Source organism: Billgrantia lactosivorans (genome assembly GCF_003254665.1).
Taxonomy (GTDB): domain Bacteria; phylum Pseudomonadota; class Gammaproteobacteria; order Pseudomonadales; family Halomonadaceae; genus Halomonas; species Halomonas lactosivorans.
Genome location: NZ_QHGY01000010.1, coordinates 57110 through 71673, shown reverse-complemented (window position 1 = coordinate 71673; position 14564 = coordinate 57110). Strand labels below are relative to the sequence as shown.

The 14564-nt window shown below is 67.3% G+C and carries 15 protein-coding genes; 10 read left to right on the top strand and 5 right to left on the bottom strand.

Features of this window, described 5'->3' with window-relative positions; all coding sequences use genetic code 11:
• The first annotated feature begins 98 nt into the window (after positions 1 to 98).
• The 3 genes from DIS04_RS16615 to DIS04_RS16605 are packed head-to-tail and all read left to right on the top strand — an operon-like array spanning position 99 to position 3179.
• Entirely contained in the window at positions 99 to 1289 is a 1191-nt protein-coding gene (locus DIS04_RS16615; protein WP_111414904.1) for an amino acid ABC transporter permease, read from the top strand.
• A 9-nt stretch (positions 1290 to 1298) separates the two neighbouring features.
• Positions 1299 to 2399, top strand: a complete 1101-nt coding sequence (locus DIS04_RS16610; protein ID WP_111414903.1) for an amino acid ABC transporter permease — start codon at positions 1299 to 1301, stop codon at positions 2397 to 2399.
• Between the two features lie 51 nt (positions 2400 to 2450).
• Complete coding sequence (locus DIS04_RS16605; RefSeq protein WP_111414940.1) at positions 2451 to 3179, top strand: amino acid ABC transporter ATP-binding protein; 729 nt, start codon at positions 2451 to 2453, stop codon at positions 3177 to 3179.
• Between the two features lie 82 nt (positions 3180 to 3261).
• On the opposite strand, the gene DIS04_RS16600 is transcribed toward DIS04_RS16605, so the two are convergent.
• Both DIS04_RS16600 and DIS04_RS16595 read right to left on the bottom strand, forming a co-directional pair.
• Positions 3262 to 3690, bottom strand: a complete 429-nt coding sequence (locus DIS04_RS16600; RefSeq protein ID WP_111414902.1) for a hypothetical protein — start codon at positions 3688 to 3690, stop codon at positions 3262 to 3264.
• Between the two features lie 121 nt (positions 3691 to 3811).
• Positions 3812 to 4402 (bottom strand): histidine phosphatase family protein, encoded by a 591-nt coding sequence (locus DIS04_RS16595; RefSeq protein ID WP_111414901.1) that lies wholly within the window; start codon positions 4400 to 4402, stop codon positions 3812 to 3814.
• 158 nt (positions 4403 to 4560) lie between these two features.
• Between DIS04_RS16595 and phnD the strand changes: the two genes are divergently transcribed.
• From phnD to DIS04_RS16565, 6 genes are all read left to right on the top strand, one after another.
• Positions 4561 to 5568 carry a phosphate/phosphite/phosphonate ABC transporter substrate-binding protein gene (gene phnD / locus DIS04_RS16590; RefSeq protein ID WP_111414900.1) on the top strand — a complete coding sequence of 336 codons (1008 nt, stop codon included), beginning with the start codon at positions 4561 to 4563 and terminating at the stop codon, positions 5566 to 5568.
• Positions 5569 to 5639: 71 nt separating this feature from the next.
• On the top strand, positions 5640 to 6446 hold the full coding sequence (gene phnC / locus DIS04_RS16585; protein WP_111414899.1) for a phosphonate ABC transporter ATP-binding protein: 807 nt from the start codon (positions 5640 to 5642) through the stop codon (positions 6444 to 6446).
• Entirely contained in the window at positions 6433 to 7242 is an 810-nt protein-coding gene (phnE, locus tag DIS04_RS16580) for a phosphonate ABC transporter, permease protein PhnE (RefSeq protein ID WP_111414898.1), read from the top strand. Before phnC ends, phnE (DIS04_RS16580) begins: the two co-directional genes overlap by 14 nt.
• On the top strand, positions 7236 to 8045 hold the full coding sequence (gene phnE, locus DIS04_RS16575) for a phosphonate ABC transporter, permease protein PhnE (protein WP_111414897.1): 810 nt from the start codon (positions 7236 to 7238) through the stop codon (positions 8043 to 8045). The genes phnE (DIS04_RS16580) and phnE (DIS04_RS16575) overlap by 7 nt, the downstream gene beginning before the upstream one ends.
• A 96-nt stretch (positions 8046 to 8141) precedes the next feature.
• A complete protein-coding gene (locus DIS04_RS16570) occupies positions 8142 to 8570 on the top strand; it encodes a host attachment protein (protein ID WP_111414896.1) in 429 nt (142 codons plus the stop codon).
• Positions 8571 to 8685: 115 nt separating this feature from the next.
• Entirely contained in the window at positions 8686 to 10755 is a 2070-nt protein-coding gene (locus DIS04_RS16565) for a methyl-accepting chemotaxis protein (protein ID WP_111414895.1), read from the top strand.
• Between the two features lie 11 nt (positions 10756 to 10766).
• Here the strand turns inward: DIS04_RS16565 and DIS04_RS16560 are convergent, their stop codons facing one another.
• A complete protein-coding gene (locus DIS04_RS16560) occupies positions 10767 to 11693 on the bottom strand; it encodes a LysR family transcriptional regulator (protein WP_111414894.1) in 927 nt (308 codons plus the stop codon).
• A 146-nt stretch (positions 11694 to 11839) separates the two neighbouring features.
• Between DIS04_RS16560 and DIS04_RS16555 the strand changes: the two genes are divergently transcribed.
• On the top strand, positions 11840 to 12616 hold the full coding sequence (locus tag DIS04_RS16555; RefSeq protein ID WP_111414893.1) for a ferredoxin--NADP reductase: 777 nt from the start codon (positions 11840 to 11842) through the stop codon (positions 12614 to 12616).
• 118 nt (positions 12617 to 12734) lie between these two features.
• On the opposite strand, the gene glnK is transcribed toward DIS04_RS16555, so the two are convergent.
• Positions 12735 to 13073: a P-II family nitrogen regulator gene (gene glnK / locus DIS04_RS16550; RefSeq protein WP_111414892.1), complete on the bottom strand. Its 339-nt coding sequence runs from the start codon at positions 13071 to 13073 to the stop codon at positions 12735 to 12737.
• 135 nt (positions 13074 to 13208) lie between these two features.
• Positions 13209 to 14531: an ammonium transporter gene (locus DIS04_RS16545; protein WP_111414891.1), complete on the bottom strand. Its 1323-nt coding sequence runs from the start codon at positions 14529 to 14531 to the stop codon at positions 13209 to 13211.
• Between the last annotated feature and the right edge of the window lie 33 nt (positions 14532 to 14564).

Sequence of the window (14564 nt, the reverse complement as noted above, 5' to 3'; positions counted from 1 at the left end):
CGCGACGATGCCCCGATCCTCGTACTGCCCCCGGCCCGGGCACATCCCGGGCCGGCCGGCTGATACCTGCTTGACGGATCCAGGCGGAGAGTCCCTTCATGCCCGTTCGACCCAAGGTCCACTCGCTGGGCCCAAAACCGCCCTTCTGGCGTGATCGCGCCAAGCGTGCGCTGACCTTTCAGCTGCTGTTGGTCGCCGCGGTCGCGGCCTTCCTGCTCTACATCATCGGCAATACCCAGGACAACCTCGCCGCACGCGGCATCACCACCGGCTTCGGTTTCCTGACCAATACCGCCGGCTTCGGTATCGTCCAGAGCCTGATCGACTACTCATCCCAGAGTACCTATGGCCGTACTTTCGTGGTGGGTCTGCTCAACACCCTGATGGTCTCCGCGCTGGGGATCCTCGCGGCGACGATCATCGGCTTTACCGTGGGTATCGCCCGACTGTCGCCCAACTGGCTGATCGCCAGGCTGGCCAACGCCTATATCGAGATTTTCCGCAACATCCCGCTGCTGCTGCAGATCTTCTTCTGGTACTTCGCCGTGCTGCGCGCCATGCCCAGTCCTCGGGACAGCATGACCCTGGGCGAAGTGGCCTTTCTCAATGTGCGTGGACTGTTTCTGCCCGAACCGCAGTTCCTGTCCGGTTTCGGATTCATTCCCCTGGCCTTCGGCGTGGCCATCGTGGCCAGCATCGTGCTGTCGATCTGGAACCGGCGCCGCCACGAGGCCACCGGCAAGCGCCTGCCGGCGGGCTGGATCTCGCTGGGCCTGATCCTCGGCCTGCCGCTGCTGGTGCTGGTGGTGACCGGGGTGCCGGTGACCTGGGACGTGCCGGAGCTGCGTGGCTTCAACTTCCGCGGCGGTTTCACCGTGATCCCCGAGTTCCTGGCGCTGTGGCTGGCGCTCTCCATTTACACGGCCTCGTTCATTGCCGAGATCGTGCGTTCGGGCATCCAGGCGATTCCTCACGGCCAGACCGAGGCCGCGCAGGCATTGAGCCTGCCCCGGAACCTGGTGCTGCGCCTGGTGGTGGTGCCGCAGGCCCTGCGCGTGATCATTCCGCCGCTCACCAGCCAGTACCTCAACCTGATCAAGAACTCCTCGCTGGCCACGGCCATCGGCTACCCCGACCTGGTCTCGGTGTTCGCCGGCACCACCCTCAACCAGACGGGCCAGGCGATCGAGGTCATCACCATGACCATGGCGGTCTACCTCACCATCAGCCTGCTGGTGTCGATGTTCATGAACTGGTTCAACGCCCGCGTGGCGCTGGTGGAACGCTAGGAGAGCGCCATGACGATACAACACAAGATGATAGCGCCCCGCCCCGCGCCCAGGAGCACCGTGGGGCCGCTGGCCTGGCTGCGGGCCAACCTGTTCAGCGGGCCGGTGAACAGCTTCTTCACCCTGCTCGGGCTCTACCTGCTCTACCTGCTGCTGACGCCCACGATCCAATGGGCCTTCCTCAACGCCGACTGGATCGGCACCACGCGTGACGACTGCTCTCGCGAGGGGGCCTGCTGGGTGTTCGTCAGCGCCCGTTTCACCCAGTTCATCTACGGCCTCTATCCTCGCGGAGAGATCTGGCGGGTCGACGTGACGTTCGTCACCTTCGCCGCGCTGATCGCCTGGCTGGCGCTCCCGCGGCTGCCGTACAAGCGCTGGGTGGCGGTGGCGGTGCTGGTGGTCTTCCCGGTGTTTGCCTACTTCATGCTCTACGGCGGCCACTTTGGCCTGCCGCTGGTGGAAACCCACCGCTGGGGCGGGCTGATGCTGACGCTGGTGCTGGCCGTGGTGGGCATGGTCGGGGCGCTGCCGATCGGCATCCTGCTGGCCCTGGGGCGCCGCTCGCAGATGCCCATCGTCAAGAGCTTCTGCGTGGTGTTCATCGAGTTCTGGCGCGGCGTGCCGCTGATCACGGTGCTGTTCATGGCCTCGGTGATGCTGCCGCTGTTCATGCCGACCGGGGTCAGCGTCGACCGCCTGATCCGCGCCTTCATCGGCATCACCCTGTTCCAGAGCGCCTACATGGCCGAGGTCATCCGCGGCGGCCTGCAGGCGATCCCGCGCGGCCAGGAGGAGGCGGCGGCGGCGCTGGGCATGAGCTACTGGATGCGCATGGGCCTGATCGTGCTGCCCCAGGCGCTGAAGATGATGATCCCCGGCATCGTCAACACCTTCATCTCGCTGTTCAAGGACACTACCCTGGTCATGATCATCGGGCTGTTCGACCTGCTGGGCATCGTCCAGGCGGCGCTGTCGGACTCCCGCTGGCTGGGCTTCTCGCTCGAGGGCTACGTGTTCGCCGCGTTCATGTTCTGGATCTTCTGCTTCAGCATGTCGCGCTACAGCCAATATCTGGAAAGAAAACTGCATACCGGCCACAAGCGGTGAGGAACGAGAACAATGACTGAGCAAGCAACCCAGGCCGGCAGCGGGACCCCGATGGTCGAGATGCGCGGCGTCAACAAGTGGTACGGCGACTTCCACGTGCTGCGCGACATCGACTTCGAGGTCCGGCGCGGCGAACGGATCGTCATCTGCGGGCCGTCGGGCTCGGGCAAGTCGACGCTGATCCGCTGCATCAACCACCTCGAGGAGCATCAGTCCGGCGAGATCGTGGTCGGCGGCATTCCGCTGACCCAGGACGTCAAGCGCATCGAGCAGATCCGCCGCAACGTGGGCATGGTGTTCCAGCACTTCAACCTGTTTCCGCACCTGACGGTGCTGGAGAACTGCTGCCTCTCGCCGATGTGGGTGCAGAAGAAGCCGCGCCGCGAGGCCGAGGAGCAGGCCATGCGCTATCTCGAGCGCGTACGGATTGCCGAGCAGGCGAGGAAGTATCCGGGGCAGCTCTCCGGCGGCCAGCAGCAGCGCGTGGCGATCGCCCGCTCGCTGTGCATGCACCCCGAGGTGATGCTGTTCGACGAACCCACCTCGGCGCTCGACCCGGAGATGATCAAGGAGGTGCTCGACGTCATGGTGGAGCTGGCCAAGGAGGGCATGACCATGCTCTGCGTGACCCACGAGATGGGCTTCGCCAAGACCGTGGCCGACCGCGTGATCTTCATGGACCAGGGCCAGATCATCGAGGAGAACGCGCCGGAGCCCTTCTTCAATGACCCGCAGTCCGAGCGTACCCAGCTGTTCCTCAGCCAGATCCTCGGCCACTGAGGCAGCGGCCCGTCGGGTCCGCCGTGTTGCGCGGATCCGGCCGCGCCTGCCGCCCAGGCAGCGGCCGCGCGGCCCGGCTGGGTCAGAGGCTGCCCTGGGGCTTGAGCGGCTCGGCGGGGCGCGTCACGCGGGCGTTGCCCAGCACGCTGGGCTCGGTCTCCAGCGGGCGTGCCTCGCTGGTCCAGGCCGCCTGGTCGTCGTGCACCGCCGGCCGGCGCTCGAAGGAACGGGTGACCACGTCGCCCGGGGCGAAGCCGGCCCGGCTGCCCAGATGATGCGGAAGCAGGCAGAGCTCGAGGAGCAGGCGCAGGACCAGGGTCGCGGCCAGCCACAGCCCGGCGCCCAGTGCCAGGTCGGGCCAGGCCTGGTCCCAGCCGATGGCGCTGGCCCAGGGTGTCAGTGGCAGCAGCCACAGCGCGGCGCCTGCCAGCAGGCCGAGCTGGAGCACGAGATGGCTGAAGAGCAGAACGCCGCGTGACAGCGGGCGGCGGGGAAACAGGAACTGTCGCATCGGGCTCCTCCCGTGGATGCAGCGCAGTACGATGAACTGGCCGACATCCCTGCCGGCGGTTCGATGCTAACCCAGAACGCGACGAGCGTCAGCCGTTACGTCGCCCGTCCGCGGCTCGCGCTCAGTCGAGCACAGTGATGCTGGCCGGACGCAGCGCCTCGCGCCCGCGGTGCTCCGTCAGCAGGCGGCCTTCCAGTGCGGTCAACATGATCTGCAGCGGGTCGCCGTGGCTTACCAGCAGCACCGTCTCGCCGCGCAGCGCCTGTTCCAGCGAGGCGATCACCCCCTGCATGCGGGCGGCGACGCTGGCCACGCTCTCGACGCCATGTTCGCGATGCTCGGGGTCGCGGGCGTCATGGGCCCAGACCGCGTCGTAATAGCTGTCCGCGAGGCCCTCGAACTCCCCGAAGTCGCGCTCGCGCAGGCGCGGTTCGGGCTGCGGCTCGAGGCCGAAGTGAGCGGCCACTCGCCGTGCGGTCTGCGTGGTGCGGAGGAAGTCGGAGTGCAGGATGCGGGTCGGTGCCGGCCAGCGCCAGCCGGCGAGCAGCGTGGCCAGCTGCGCCTCGCCCTGCTCGGAGAGACCGAACGCCGCGAGCCCCCGGGCCGGGGTGCTGATGATCAGGCGCCGGGCATTGGCCTGGCTGTGGCCGTGGCGCATCAGCAGGTAGCGGTTGTGTCGGGGCCCCGGGGCCGGGTGAAATCGGATTGACATCGTCTCGTCATACTACCTAGATTGGTGGTTAGTTTCGTTTGCGAGCATTCGAGTGGTGTCGTGTTCGCTTTCGAGCAGGGCGAGCGGATCCTGTGGGCGTTTTCGCCCCCGCCGTCGCTGACAACAACATAATGACAGTGATACAGAGAGACACGCCAATGACAATATCCAACCCCTTCGGTCGTTCCCCCTTCGCCATCCTGGCACTTTCCTCGCTGCTGCCGCTGGCCCTGCTGGTATCGGCCCAGGCTCAGGCCCAGTCGGACTGCGAGCGCGGCGACCTCGACGAGCTCTACTGCGACGAGGACGGCGACCTGGTCGCCGACCGCCCGGCCGACGAGTCCGAGTGGGCCGACCCCGACACGCTGATCTTCGCCTACACCCCGGTCGAGGACCCGGCGATCTACGCCGACATCTGGCAGCCCTTCATCGATCACCTGCAGGAAGTGACCGGCCGCGACGTACGCTTCTTCGCCGTGCAGTCCAACTCGGCCCAGGTCGAGGCGATGCGCAGCGGACGGCTGCACATCGCCGGCTTCTCCACCGGGCCGACGCCGTTCGCCGTCAACCTGGCCGGGGCGGTGCCCTTTGCGCTGATGGGCTCCGACGACGGCCAGTTCGGCTATACGCTGCAGGTCTACACCCATGTCGACTCGGACATCGAGGAGATGGAGGACCTCAAGGGCAAGCGCATCGCCCACACCTCGCCGACCTCCAACTCCGGCAACCAGGCGCCGCGCGCGCTGTTCCCCGAAGAGGGGGTCGTGCCCGACGAGGACTACGAGGTGACCTATTCCGGCAGCCACGACCAGTCGATGCTGGGCGTGGTCGCGCGCGACTACGACGCCGCGCCGGTGGCGTCCGAGGTGGTCGAGCGCATGGCCGCTCGCGGTCTCTACGACCCCGAGGAGGTGCGCATGATCTACGAGTCGGATCGCTTCCCGACCACCTCCTACACCTACGCGCACAATCTGCACCCCGACCTGGTCGACAAGATCGAGGAGGCCTTCTTCTCGTTCGATTTCGAGGGCACCGAGCTGGGCGAGGAGTTCGACGGCGTCGAGAAGTTCATTCCCATCAACTACGAGGAGCACTGGAAGGTCATCCGTACCATCCAGGAAGCCAACGGCGTGAGCTACACCCGCGAAGACCTGGAACAGGAGTGAGCCTGGCGCCCGGCGCCAGCGCCCCCGGCATCGCCGGGGGCGCTCCTTTCCTTGCAACGTGAGGTGGACGAATGCTGGAGATTTCGAGACTGGTCAAGCGCTACGGCCGTGACAAGCCGGTGCTGGAGGGGCTGGACCTGACGGTGGAGGGCAGCAGCGTGGTGTCCATCGTCGGTGCCTCCGGGGCCGGCAAGAGCACCATGCTGCGCTGTATCAACCGCCTGGTGGAGCCGACCTCGGGCTCGATCCGGCTCAACGGCACCGAGCTGGTGACCCTGCGCGGGCGCGAATTGCGCCGGGCCCGACGCAAGATCGGCATGGTCTTCCAGGGCTTCAACCTGATCGACCGCCTGACGGTGATGGAGAACGTGCTGGCCGGCAGGCTCGGCTACGTCAACCTGTTCCAGGCGATCACCCGGCGCTACCCCCAGCGCGACATCGAGCGCGCCTTCCAGTTGATGGAGCGGGTGGGCATCGCCCACTACGCCAACAAGCGCGCCGACGAACTCTCCGGCGGCGAGCGCCAGCGCGTCGGCGTGGTGCGGGCGCTGATGCAGGAGCCGGAGATCCTGCTCGCCGACGAACCCACGGCGTCGCTCGACCCGCGTACCTCCGAGCAGATCATGAAGCTGCTGCAGAGCCTGGCCCGGGAGCTCTCGCTGCCGGTGCTGATCAACATTCACAACGTGGCCCAGGCCAAGGCCTATACCGAGCGCATCGTCGGCCTGCGCCATGGGCGCATGATCTTCGACGGCACGCCGGCCGACTTCGACAAGGAGGCGCTGGACGCCATCTATGGCGGCATCGAGACGGCCGAGGAGGAGATCACCCAGGAGCCCGGTCGCTCGACGCAGGGGGTGGCGCATGACTCGACCTGACGCGGCCGTCGCGCCGCGCGCCTGGCGCAAGCCGCCCTTCATCGCCAATCCGCTGCTGCGCTACGGCCTGTGGCTGGCGGTGATCGCCTACCTGGTCTGGGCCTTCGGCTCTCTGCCGTTCAACTGGGCTCGCATCAGCGAGGGGCTGCCGCGGGCGGCGCGCATCTTCGGCGGCGGTTTCCCGCCCAGCTTCGAGCGCAGCGGCCTGCTGATCACCGGCTTCAAGGAGAGTTTCCAGATCGCCCTCCTGGCCACGCTGCTGGGGGTGGCGCTGTCGATCCCCTTTGCGGTGATGGCGGCCAGGAATGTCGCGCCCAGGCCCATCTACCTGTTCGGCCGCGCGGTCATCATCGTCTCGCGCAGCTTCCATCCGGTGATCGTCGCCATCCTGTTCGTCGCCGCGGTGGGCTTCGGCCCCCTGGCCGGCATCCTCACGCTGACGATCTACTCGATCGGCTTCGTCGGCAAGCTGCTGGCCGAGGAGATCGAGGAGATCGACTGGGGCCAGGTCGAGGCGATGAAGGCGACCGGGGCGGGCTACCTCGCGACCCTGGTCTATGCCGTCTTCCCGCAGATATTGCCGCGCCAGGTGGGGCTCTCGATGTACCAGCTCGACAGCAACCTGCGTGCCTCGGCGGTGGTCGGCATCGTCGGCGCCGGGGGCATCGGCGGTACCCTGATGAACGCCTTCGGGCGCTACGACTACGATTTCGCCTTCGCCATCCTGTTCACGGTCATCGTCGTGATCCTGATCAGCGAGGGCATCAGCGGCTGGGTGAGGAAGAAGATATGGTAGATCACGCCGAGGCCCTGGCACAGCGCGTCTGGCGACGCTACGACGGCAGGCAGCGCCTGATCCGCTACGGCGTGCTGCTGGCCACCGTGATGGTGGTCTACTGGGCGGTGCGCGACATCGACATCTTCTGGCCCTGGGTGTGGGATGCCCCGAACCAGATCTCCAGCCTCGGGGCGCGCATGTGGCCGCCGGACCCCTCGCGGCTGGCAGCGATCGTCAATGCGATGCTCGAGACGGTGCACATCGCCACGCTGGCCACCGCGCTGACCATCTTCATCGCCCTGCCGGTCTCCTACATCGCCGCGCAGAACACCACCCCCAATCGCGCCTGCCTGTGGCTGGGCCGTTTCATCCTGGTCGCCAGCCGCTCGGTGAACACCATCATCTGGGCGCTGCTGTTCGTGGCGATCTTCGGTCCGGGGGTGCTGGCGGGGATACTCGCCATCATGTTCCGCTCGGTGGGCTTCATCGGCAAGCTGATGGGCGAGGCGATCGAGGAGATCGACCGCCGCCCGGTGGAGGCGATGGAGGCCACCGGCGCCTCCAAGGCCAAGGTGATCGCCTACGCCGTCGTGCCCCAGGTGATGCCTGCCTTCTTCGCCATCGTCATCCTGCGTTGGGACATCAACATCCGCGAATCGACGGTGCTGGGCCTGGTGGGCGCCGGCGGCATCGGGGTGATCCTGCAGGGCGCCATCGACACCTTCGCCTGGCCCACCGTGGCCACCATCCTGATCGCCATCATCGTCCTGGTGCTGCTCGGCGAGGCGGTCACCAGCCTGCTGCGCAGCAGGGTGCTGTAGCCGGTTGACCCTGCGGAGTCTGCTTGCCATGTTGAAGGAAGATCGCCCGCAACGGGATGGCGGGCATCTTCCTTCAACCCGACTCAAGGAGAGGCTATGACAACGTATATCGTGGTGGCCGATGCGGCGCGGGCGCGCGTGTTCACCCGCGATGCGCTCAAGCTGGAGGAGAGGGAGAGCCTGGTGCACGCCGAGGGGCGCCTGCACGAGGGCGACCTGGTCACCGGGGCCACTGGCAGCGTCGACGAGTCGACGGCGCATACGCGTCGCGCCAGCCGTGGCGACAGTGTCGCCCTGGACCATGAGGCCGAGATCTTCGCCAAGCAGATCGCCGAGCGCATCTACAAGGCCCGGGTCGACAACAGCATGGACAAGCTGATCCTGGTCGCCCCGCCGCGCTTCCTCGGCGTGCTGCGCGACAAGCTCGACGGACCGACCAGCAAGCTGATCATCCATACCCTCGACAAGGACCTGTCCAAGGCGCCGCTGCACGATATCCAGGAGGCCGTCAGCGATATGCGCTGATCGCGACCCGCTTCTCGAACTTTCGTCTCAAGATAGGGGCGCTCTTGCCGATAGAGCGGACACCGATGCGAAGTTGTCTTCGCTGCCATCCGTGTCCACTTCAGCGAGAGCGCCCATGCATCTCAGATCGATCCGCCAGTTCGTGGTCCTGCTGGCCGGCCCCTGCCTGCTGGCCGTGGTCGTGGCCCTGGTCGTCTACGGACTGTTCTCCTCGGCGCGCACCCAGCAGACCGTCGAGTCCCATACCCGTGAGCTGCTCGAGGGGGCCATCGACGAACGCCTGGCGGTGCTGGCGGACGCCGAGGCCGGCCGCATCCAGCGTGAGCTCGAGCATGCGCTGACGCTGGCCACCCAGCTGGCCGACGCCAACGCCCTGATGGGCCAGCAGGACGCCAGCGGCCGACGCGCGCTCTCCCTGAGCCGGCGCGAACTCTCCAACCTGGTACGCCAGACCGTGGTCGAGAACGCCTCGCTGCTCGATGCCTTCATCGGCTGGGAGCCCGACGCCTTCGGCCGCGATGCGCTGTACGCCGATCTCGGCGAGAGCGACGGCTACGACGGCAGCGGGCGCTTCATGCCGTGGTGGTATCGCAGCGGCGAGGGGGAGGTCGAGGTGCTGCCGCTAGGCGAGACCATGGAGAGCACCACGGCCCTCGCCAGCGGCGTGCGCGAAGGCGAGTACTATCTCTGCCCGCGCGAGACCCTGGCACCCTGCATCATCGACCCGGCGCCCTACGAGTACGGCGATGAGACGCTGCTGGTCACCTCGTTCAACGTGCCGATCCTGGTCGACGGCGAATTCCGCGGCGTCGCCGGGGTCGACCTGGCGCTCGACTTCATCCAGGAGCTGCTGCTCGAGGCCAACCAGGCGCTCTATGGCGGCGCGGGCGAGATGGCGTTGATCGCCGGGCACGGCGGCCTGGTGGCCCATACCGCCGACGCCGGGCGGCTCGGCAGCGCGGCGAGCGAGACCTTCGACGCCGAGGTGCTCGGCGCCATCGACCGGGCGCGAGAGGAGGGGGCCAGCGTCAGCCTGGCGCGGGAGGGCATGCTGGAGCGCTACCAGCCCTTTACCATGGGGGCCAGCGATGCGCCCTGGACGCTGCTGATCCGCCTGCCCGAGGAGGCCGTGATGGCCGAGCTCGCGGCCCTGCAGGAGGTGCTCGGCGAGCAGCGCCGTGCCGACACCCTGGGCATGGCGCTGGTCGGCCTGCTGCTGGCGGCGCTGGGACTCGCCGCGCTGTGGTGGGTCGGCACCCGCGTCTCGCGGCCGCTGCGCCTGCTGGCCGAGCGCATGCGCGAGATCGCCAGCGGCAACGGCGACCTGACCCAGCGGCTGCCGGTGCGCGGGCGCGACGAGAGCGCCGAGCTGGCCACCCAGTTCAACGCCTTCGTCGACAAGATCCACGACGTGCTGCTCGACGTGCGCGACAGCAGCGAATCGGTGCGCGTGGCGGCCAGCGAGATCGCCAGCGGCGGCGAGGATCTGTCGCGGCGCACCGAGCGGGCCGCCGCCAGCCTGCAGCAGACCTCGGCCTCGATGGAGCAGATCTCGGCCACTGTCGAGCATACCTCGGCCTCCTCGCGCGAGGCCAACGGCCTGTCGAAGTCCGCCGCCGAGGTCGCCCAGCGCTCCGGCGAGACGGTCGGCCAGGTGGTGGAAACCATGCAGGAGATCAGCCGCTCGTCGGAGCGGATCGGCGAGATCGTCAAGGTCATCGACGGCATCGCCTTCCAGACCAACCTGCTGGCGCTCAACGCCTCGGTCGAGGCGGCGCGGGCCGGCGAGCACGGCCGCGGCTTCGCCGTGGTGGCCGGCGAGGTGCGCCAGCTCGCCACCCGCAGCGCCGAGGCCTCGCGCGACATCCGCGCGCTGATCGAGGCCTCGACCCAGCGCGTCGTCGGTGGCACCGAGCTGGTGGGGCGTGCCGGCGAGAGCATGGGCGAGCTGATGGCCAGCGTGAACCGGGTGGCCCACATGCTCGGCGAGATCAGCATGGCCGCCGGCGAGCAGAGCGACGGTATCGGCCAGGTCAGCGTGGCGGTGGCCGACCTCGACCGCACGATCCAGCAGAACGCGGCGCTGGTGGAGGAGTCGACCACCGCCGCCGAGCGGCTCAGCGAGCAGGCCGACCGCCTGGCCCGGGTGGTCGGCGGCTTCACGCTGCGCCGGCGCGACCGCTAGCGCGGGAGGCGTCAGGACACCGGCGGCAGGTCGATCTCGTCGCTGCGCCTGACCCCTTCGGTCATCTGCCGGCACAGGCGCAGGAACTCGCGCATGCCGGTGGCCAGGTACTTGTGGCGGTGCCAGATGAAGGCGAACTGGCGGCTCAGGTCGAGCTCGGGCGTGGGAATCGGCACCAGGCTGCCGCGACGGAAGGCGTCGCGCAGCGCCAGCCTCGAGACGCAGCCGATGCCGAGCCCCGACTCCACCGCGCGCTTGATGCCCTCGGTGTGCTCCAGCTCCAGCAGGGTGTTGAAGCGCCCGCGCCGGTGGCGCGCGGCCTGCTCCAGTGTCATGCGCGTGCCCGAGCCCTGCTCGCGCATGATCCACGCCTCGCGCAGCAGGCGGTCGAGCTCCACCGCCCCCTGCCCGGCCAGTGGATGGCGCGGCGAGCAGAATACCGACAGCTCGTCCTCCACCCACGGCTGGGTGATCACGTCCTCCTCCTCGCAGTGCCCCTCGATGAGCCCCAGGTCGAGCTCGTGCTGGCGCACGCGGTCGACGATCTCGCGGGTATTGCGCACCGCCAGGCGCACCCGGCTGCCCGGGTGGCGCTGCATGAAGTCGCTGATCAGCAGGGTGGCCAGGTAGTTGCCGATGGTCAGGGTGGCGCCCACGTCGAGGGAGCCGATGCCCTGCTGGCCATGCAGGATCTCCTCGATCTCCTCGGCGCGGTCGAGCAGCGCCACCGCCTTGGGCAGCAGCTGGAAGCCCAGCGCGTTGAGCCGCAGCCGCTTGCCGACGCGGTCGAGCAGCTGGCAGTCGAACTGGCGTTCGAGCTCGGCCAGGGCGGTGCTGGTGGCCGACTGCGACAGCGCGAGCGCACGCGCGGCGCGCGACACGCTCTCGTGCTGGGCGACGGCAACGAAGACCTCGAGTTGGCGCAGGGTGAAGTGCATGAAGGGGCTCGTCTTTGACCTATATCAGTAGTCTGGATAAAGGTTATCCATACAATCCAATTAACAGATAAACCTTGCGCTCTTATAATGCAAGCAAATCGATTTGCCCGTTGCATTATTCGAAATTGGAATAGAAAGGAGCCGGCATGAGCAAGTTTGCGTTGGAAGAGGTGCTTAGCGTCCATCACTGGAACGACACGCTCTTCAGCTTCCGCACCACCCGTGAGCGTAGCCTGCGCTTCAAGAACGGCCAGTTCGTGATGATCGGCCTGGAAGTCAACGGCAAGCCGCTGATGCGGGCCTACTCCATCGCCAGCCCCAACTACGAGGACCATCTCGAGTTCTTCAGCATCAAGGTGCCCGACGGCCCGCTGACCTCGCGCCTGCAGCACCTCAAGGTGGGCGACCAGATCATGGTCAGCCGCAAGCCCACCGGCACCCTGGTCACCGACGACCTGCTGCCGGGGCGCAACCTCTATTTCCTCTCCACCGGCACCGGCCTGGCGCCGTTCATGAGCCTGATCCAGGACCCCGAGGTGTACGAGCGCTTCGAGAAGGTGATCCTGGTGCACGGCGTGCGCAGCGTCAGTGAACTGGCCTATGCCGACTTCATCCAGAAGGAATTGCCGGCCCACGAGTACCTGGGTGACGACATTCGCGAGAAGCTGGTCTACTACCCCACCGTGACCCGCGAGGAATTCCATACCATGGGCCGGCTCACCGATCACATCCGCAGCGGCAAGCTGTTCGAGGACACCGGCGTGGCGCCGATGGACCCCAAGCAGGACCGCGCCATGATCTGTGGCAGCCCGGCGATGCTCGACGAGACCAGCGCGCTGCTCGACGACCTGGGCTTCAACATCTCGCCGCGCATGGGCGAGCCGGGGGACTACGTGATCGAGCGCGCCTTCGTCGAGAAGTAAGCCTCGAGTTGCACGATTGAAGAAAAGACCCCGGGGCAGGCCCCGGGGTTCTTGTATAAGCTGTCTGGCTTCGAGCTTCGAGCTTCGAGCTTCGAGCTTCGAGCTTCGAGCTTCGAGCTTAGACCGCATCCTTGCCGGTTTCGCCGGTGCGGATGCGGATCACCTGCTCCAGCGGGGTGATGAAGATCTTGCCGTCGCCGATCTTGCCGGTATTGGCCACCTGGGTGATGGCGTCGATCACCTGCTCGACCAGCTCGTCGTCGATGGCGATCTCGACCTTCACCTTGGGCAGGAAGTCGACCACGTACTCGGCGCCGCGGTAGAGCTCGGTATGGCCCTTCTGACGGCCGAAGCCCTTCACCTCGGTGACGGTGATGCCCTGTACCCCGATCTCCGAAAGCGACTCGCGTACGTCGTCGAGCTTGAACGGCTTGATGATGGCGGTCACCAGTTTCATCGTTTGTTTCCTCATGGTCGGGCGGGGTTCACGGGTTGAACCCAGGCTGGTACGGATCGTTGGCCTCAAGCATACACCGCCCTCGGCAGGAAGAAAAAAGGCTCCCCGCGGGGAGCCTTGAGCGGTCCGCCGGTGCTATTCGGCGTGCGGCTGGCCGAGCGGCGCGCCCGCCGCAAAGCCGCCGGTCTGCGGGCGTCCGCCGCCGCCATAGACCCGGGCGACGCTGAACTCGGGGTACGCCTCCATGCCGCACTCGGCCAGGTCGACCCCCTCGTACTCCTCCTCCTCGCTGACCCGGACGCCCATGATCGCCTTGATGATCAGCCACACGGCCAGGCTGGCGGCGAAGACCCAGGCGAAGATGGCGATCGCGCCGATGATCTGGGCGCCGAAGCTGGCATCGCCGTCGGACAGCGGTACCGCCAGCAGGCCCCAGATGCCGACCACGCCATGCACCGAGATGGCGCCGACCGGGTCGTCGATCCTGAGCTTGTCGAGCGTCACGATGGCCGCCACCACGATCATCCCGCCCACGGCGCCGATCAGCGTGGCGCCCAGCGCCGAGGGTGTCAGCGGACCCGCGGTGATGGCCACCAGCCCGGCCAGGGCGCCGTTCAACGCCATGGTCAGGTCGGCCTTGCGGAACCACAGCTTGGCCAGTACCAGCGCGGCGATCACGCCACCGGCGGCGGCGGCATTGGTATTGACCAGCACCTGGGCGACATTGTTGGCCGAGGCGACGTCGGAGAGCTTGAGCTCGGAGCCGCCGTTGAAGCCGAACCAGCCCATCCACAGGATGAAGGTGCCCACGGTGGCCAGCGGCAGGTTGGCGCCGGGGATCGCATGGATGCTGCCGTCCTTGCCGTACTTGCCCTTGCGCGGGCCGAGGATCAGCACGCCGGCCAGCGCCGCGGCCGCCCCGGCCATGTGCACGATGCCCGAGCCGGCATAGTCGGAGAAGCCCAGCTCGGAGAGCCAGCCGCCGCCCCAGGTCCAGTAGCCCGAGACCGGGTAGATGATACCGGTCATGACCACGGCGAAGGCGAGGAAGGCCCACAGCTTCATGCGCTCGGCCACGGCGCCGGAGACGATCGACATGGCAGTGGCGACGAACACTACCTGGAAGAAGAAGTCGGCGCGCATGGAGTAGTAGGGGGCATCGTCGCCGCCGGCGGTCACCGCCTCGACGCCGTTCTCGCCGCCGATCAGCACGCCCAGGTTGGGCAGCAGGCCGCCGGCATCGCTCGAGTACATGATGGCGTAGCCCACCAGCAGGTACATGGTGCAGGCGATGGCGAACAGGGCGATGTTCTTGGTCAGGATCTCGGCGGTGTTCTTGGCGCGAACCAGGCCGGCCTCGAGCATCGAGAAACCGGCGGCCATCCACATCACCAGCACGCCGCAGATCAGGAAATAGAAGGTATCGAGCGCGTAGCTCAACTCGGCAAGTTCACTCATGGGAGTACTCCATCGCTGTTGTTGTGGGGAGCC

Bases quoted from the DNA above. Each gene is read 5' to 3' on its own strand.
- DIS04_RS16615 (WP_111414904.1), top strand. From the start codon at position 99: ATGCCCGTTCGACCCAAGGTCCACTCGCTGGGCCCAAAACCGCCCTTC.
- DIS04_RS16610 (WP_111414903.1), top strand. From the start codon at position 1,299: ATGACGATACAACACAAGATGATAGCGCCCCGCCCCGCGCCCAGGAGC.
- DIS04_RS16605 (WP_111414940.1), top strand. From the start codon at position 2,451: ATGGTCGAGATGCGCGGCGTCAACAAGTGGTACGGCGACTTCCACGTG.
- DIS04_RS16600 (WP_111414902.1), bottom strand. From the start codon at position 3,690: ATGCGACAGTTCCTGTTTCCCCGCCGCCCGCTGTCACGCGGCGTTCTG.
- DIS04_RS16595 (WP_111414901.1), bottom strand. From the start codon at position 4,402: ATGTCAATCCGATTTCACCCGGCCCCGGGGCCCCGACACAACCGCTAC.
- phnD (WP_111414900.1), top strand. From the start codon at position 4,561: ATGACAATATCCAACCCCTTCGGTCGTTCCCCCTTCGCCATCCTGGCA.
- phnC (WP_111414899.1), top strand. From the start codon at position 5,640: ATGCTGGAGATTTCGAGACTGGTCAAGCGCTACGGCCGTGACAAGCCG.
- phnE (WP_111414898.1), top strand. From the start codon at position 6,433: ATGACTCGACCTGACGCGGCCGTCGCGCCGCGCGCCTGGCGCAAGCCG.
- phnE (WP_111414897.1), top strand. From the start codon at position 7,236: ATGGTAGATCACGCCGAGGCCCTGGCACAGCGCGTCTGGCGACGCTAC.
- DIS04_RS16570 (WP_111414896.1), top strand. From the start codon at position 8,142: ATGACAACGTATATCGTGGTGGCCGATGCGGCGCGGGCGCGCGTGTTC.
- DIS04_RS16565 (WP_111414895.1), top strand. From the start codon at position 8,686: ATGCATCTCAGATCGATCCGCCAGTTCGTGGTCCTGCTGGCCGGCCCC.
- DIS04_RS16560 (WP_111414894.1), bottom strand. From the start codon at position 11,693: ATGCACTTCACCCTGCGCCAACTCGAGGTCTTCGTTGCCGTCGCCCAG.
- DIS04_RS16555 (WP_111414893.1), top strand. From the start codon at position 11,840: ATGAGCAAGTTTGCGTTGGAAGAGGTGCTTAGCGTCCATCACTGGAAC.
- glnK (WP_111414892.1), bottom strand. From the start codon at position 13,073: ATGAAACTGGTGACCGCCATCATCAAGCCGTTCAAGCTCGACGACGTA.
- DIS04_RS16545 (WP_111414891.1), bottom strand. From the start codon at position 14,531: ATGAGTGAACTTGCCGAGTTGAGCTACGCGCTCGATACCTTCTATTTC.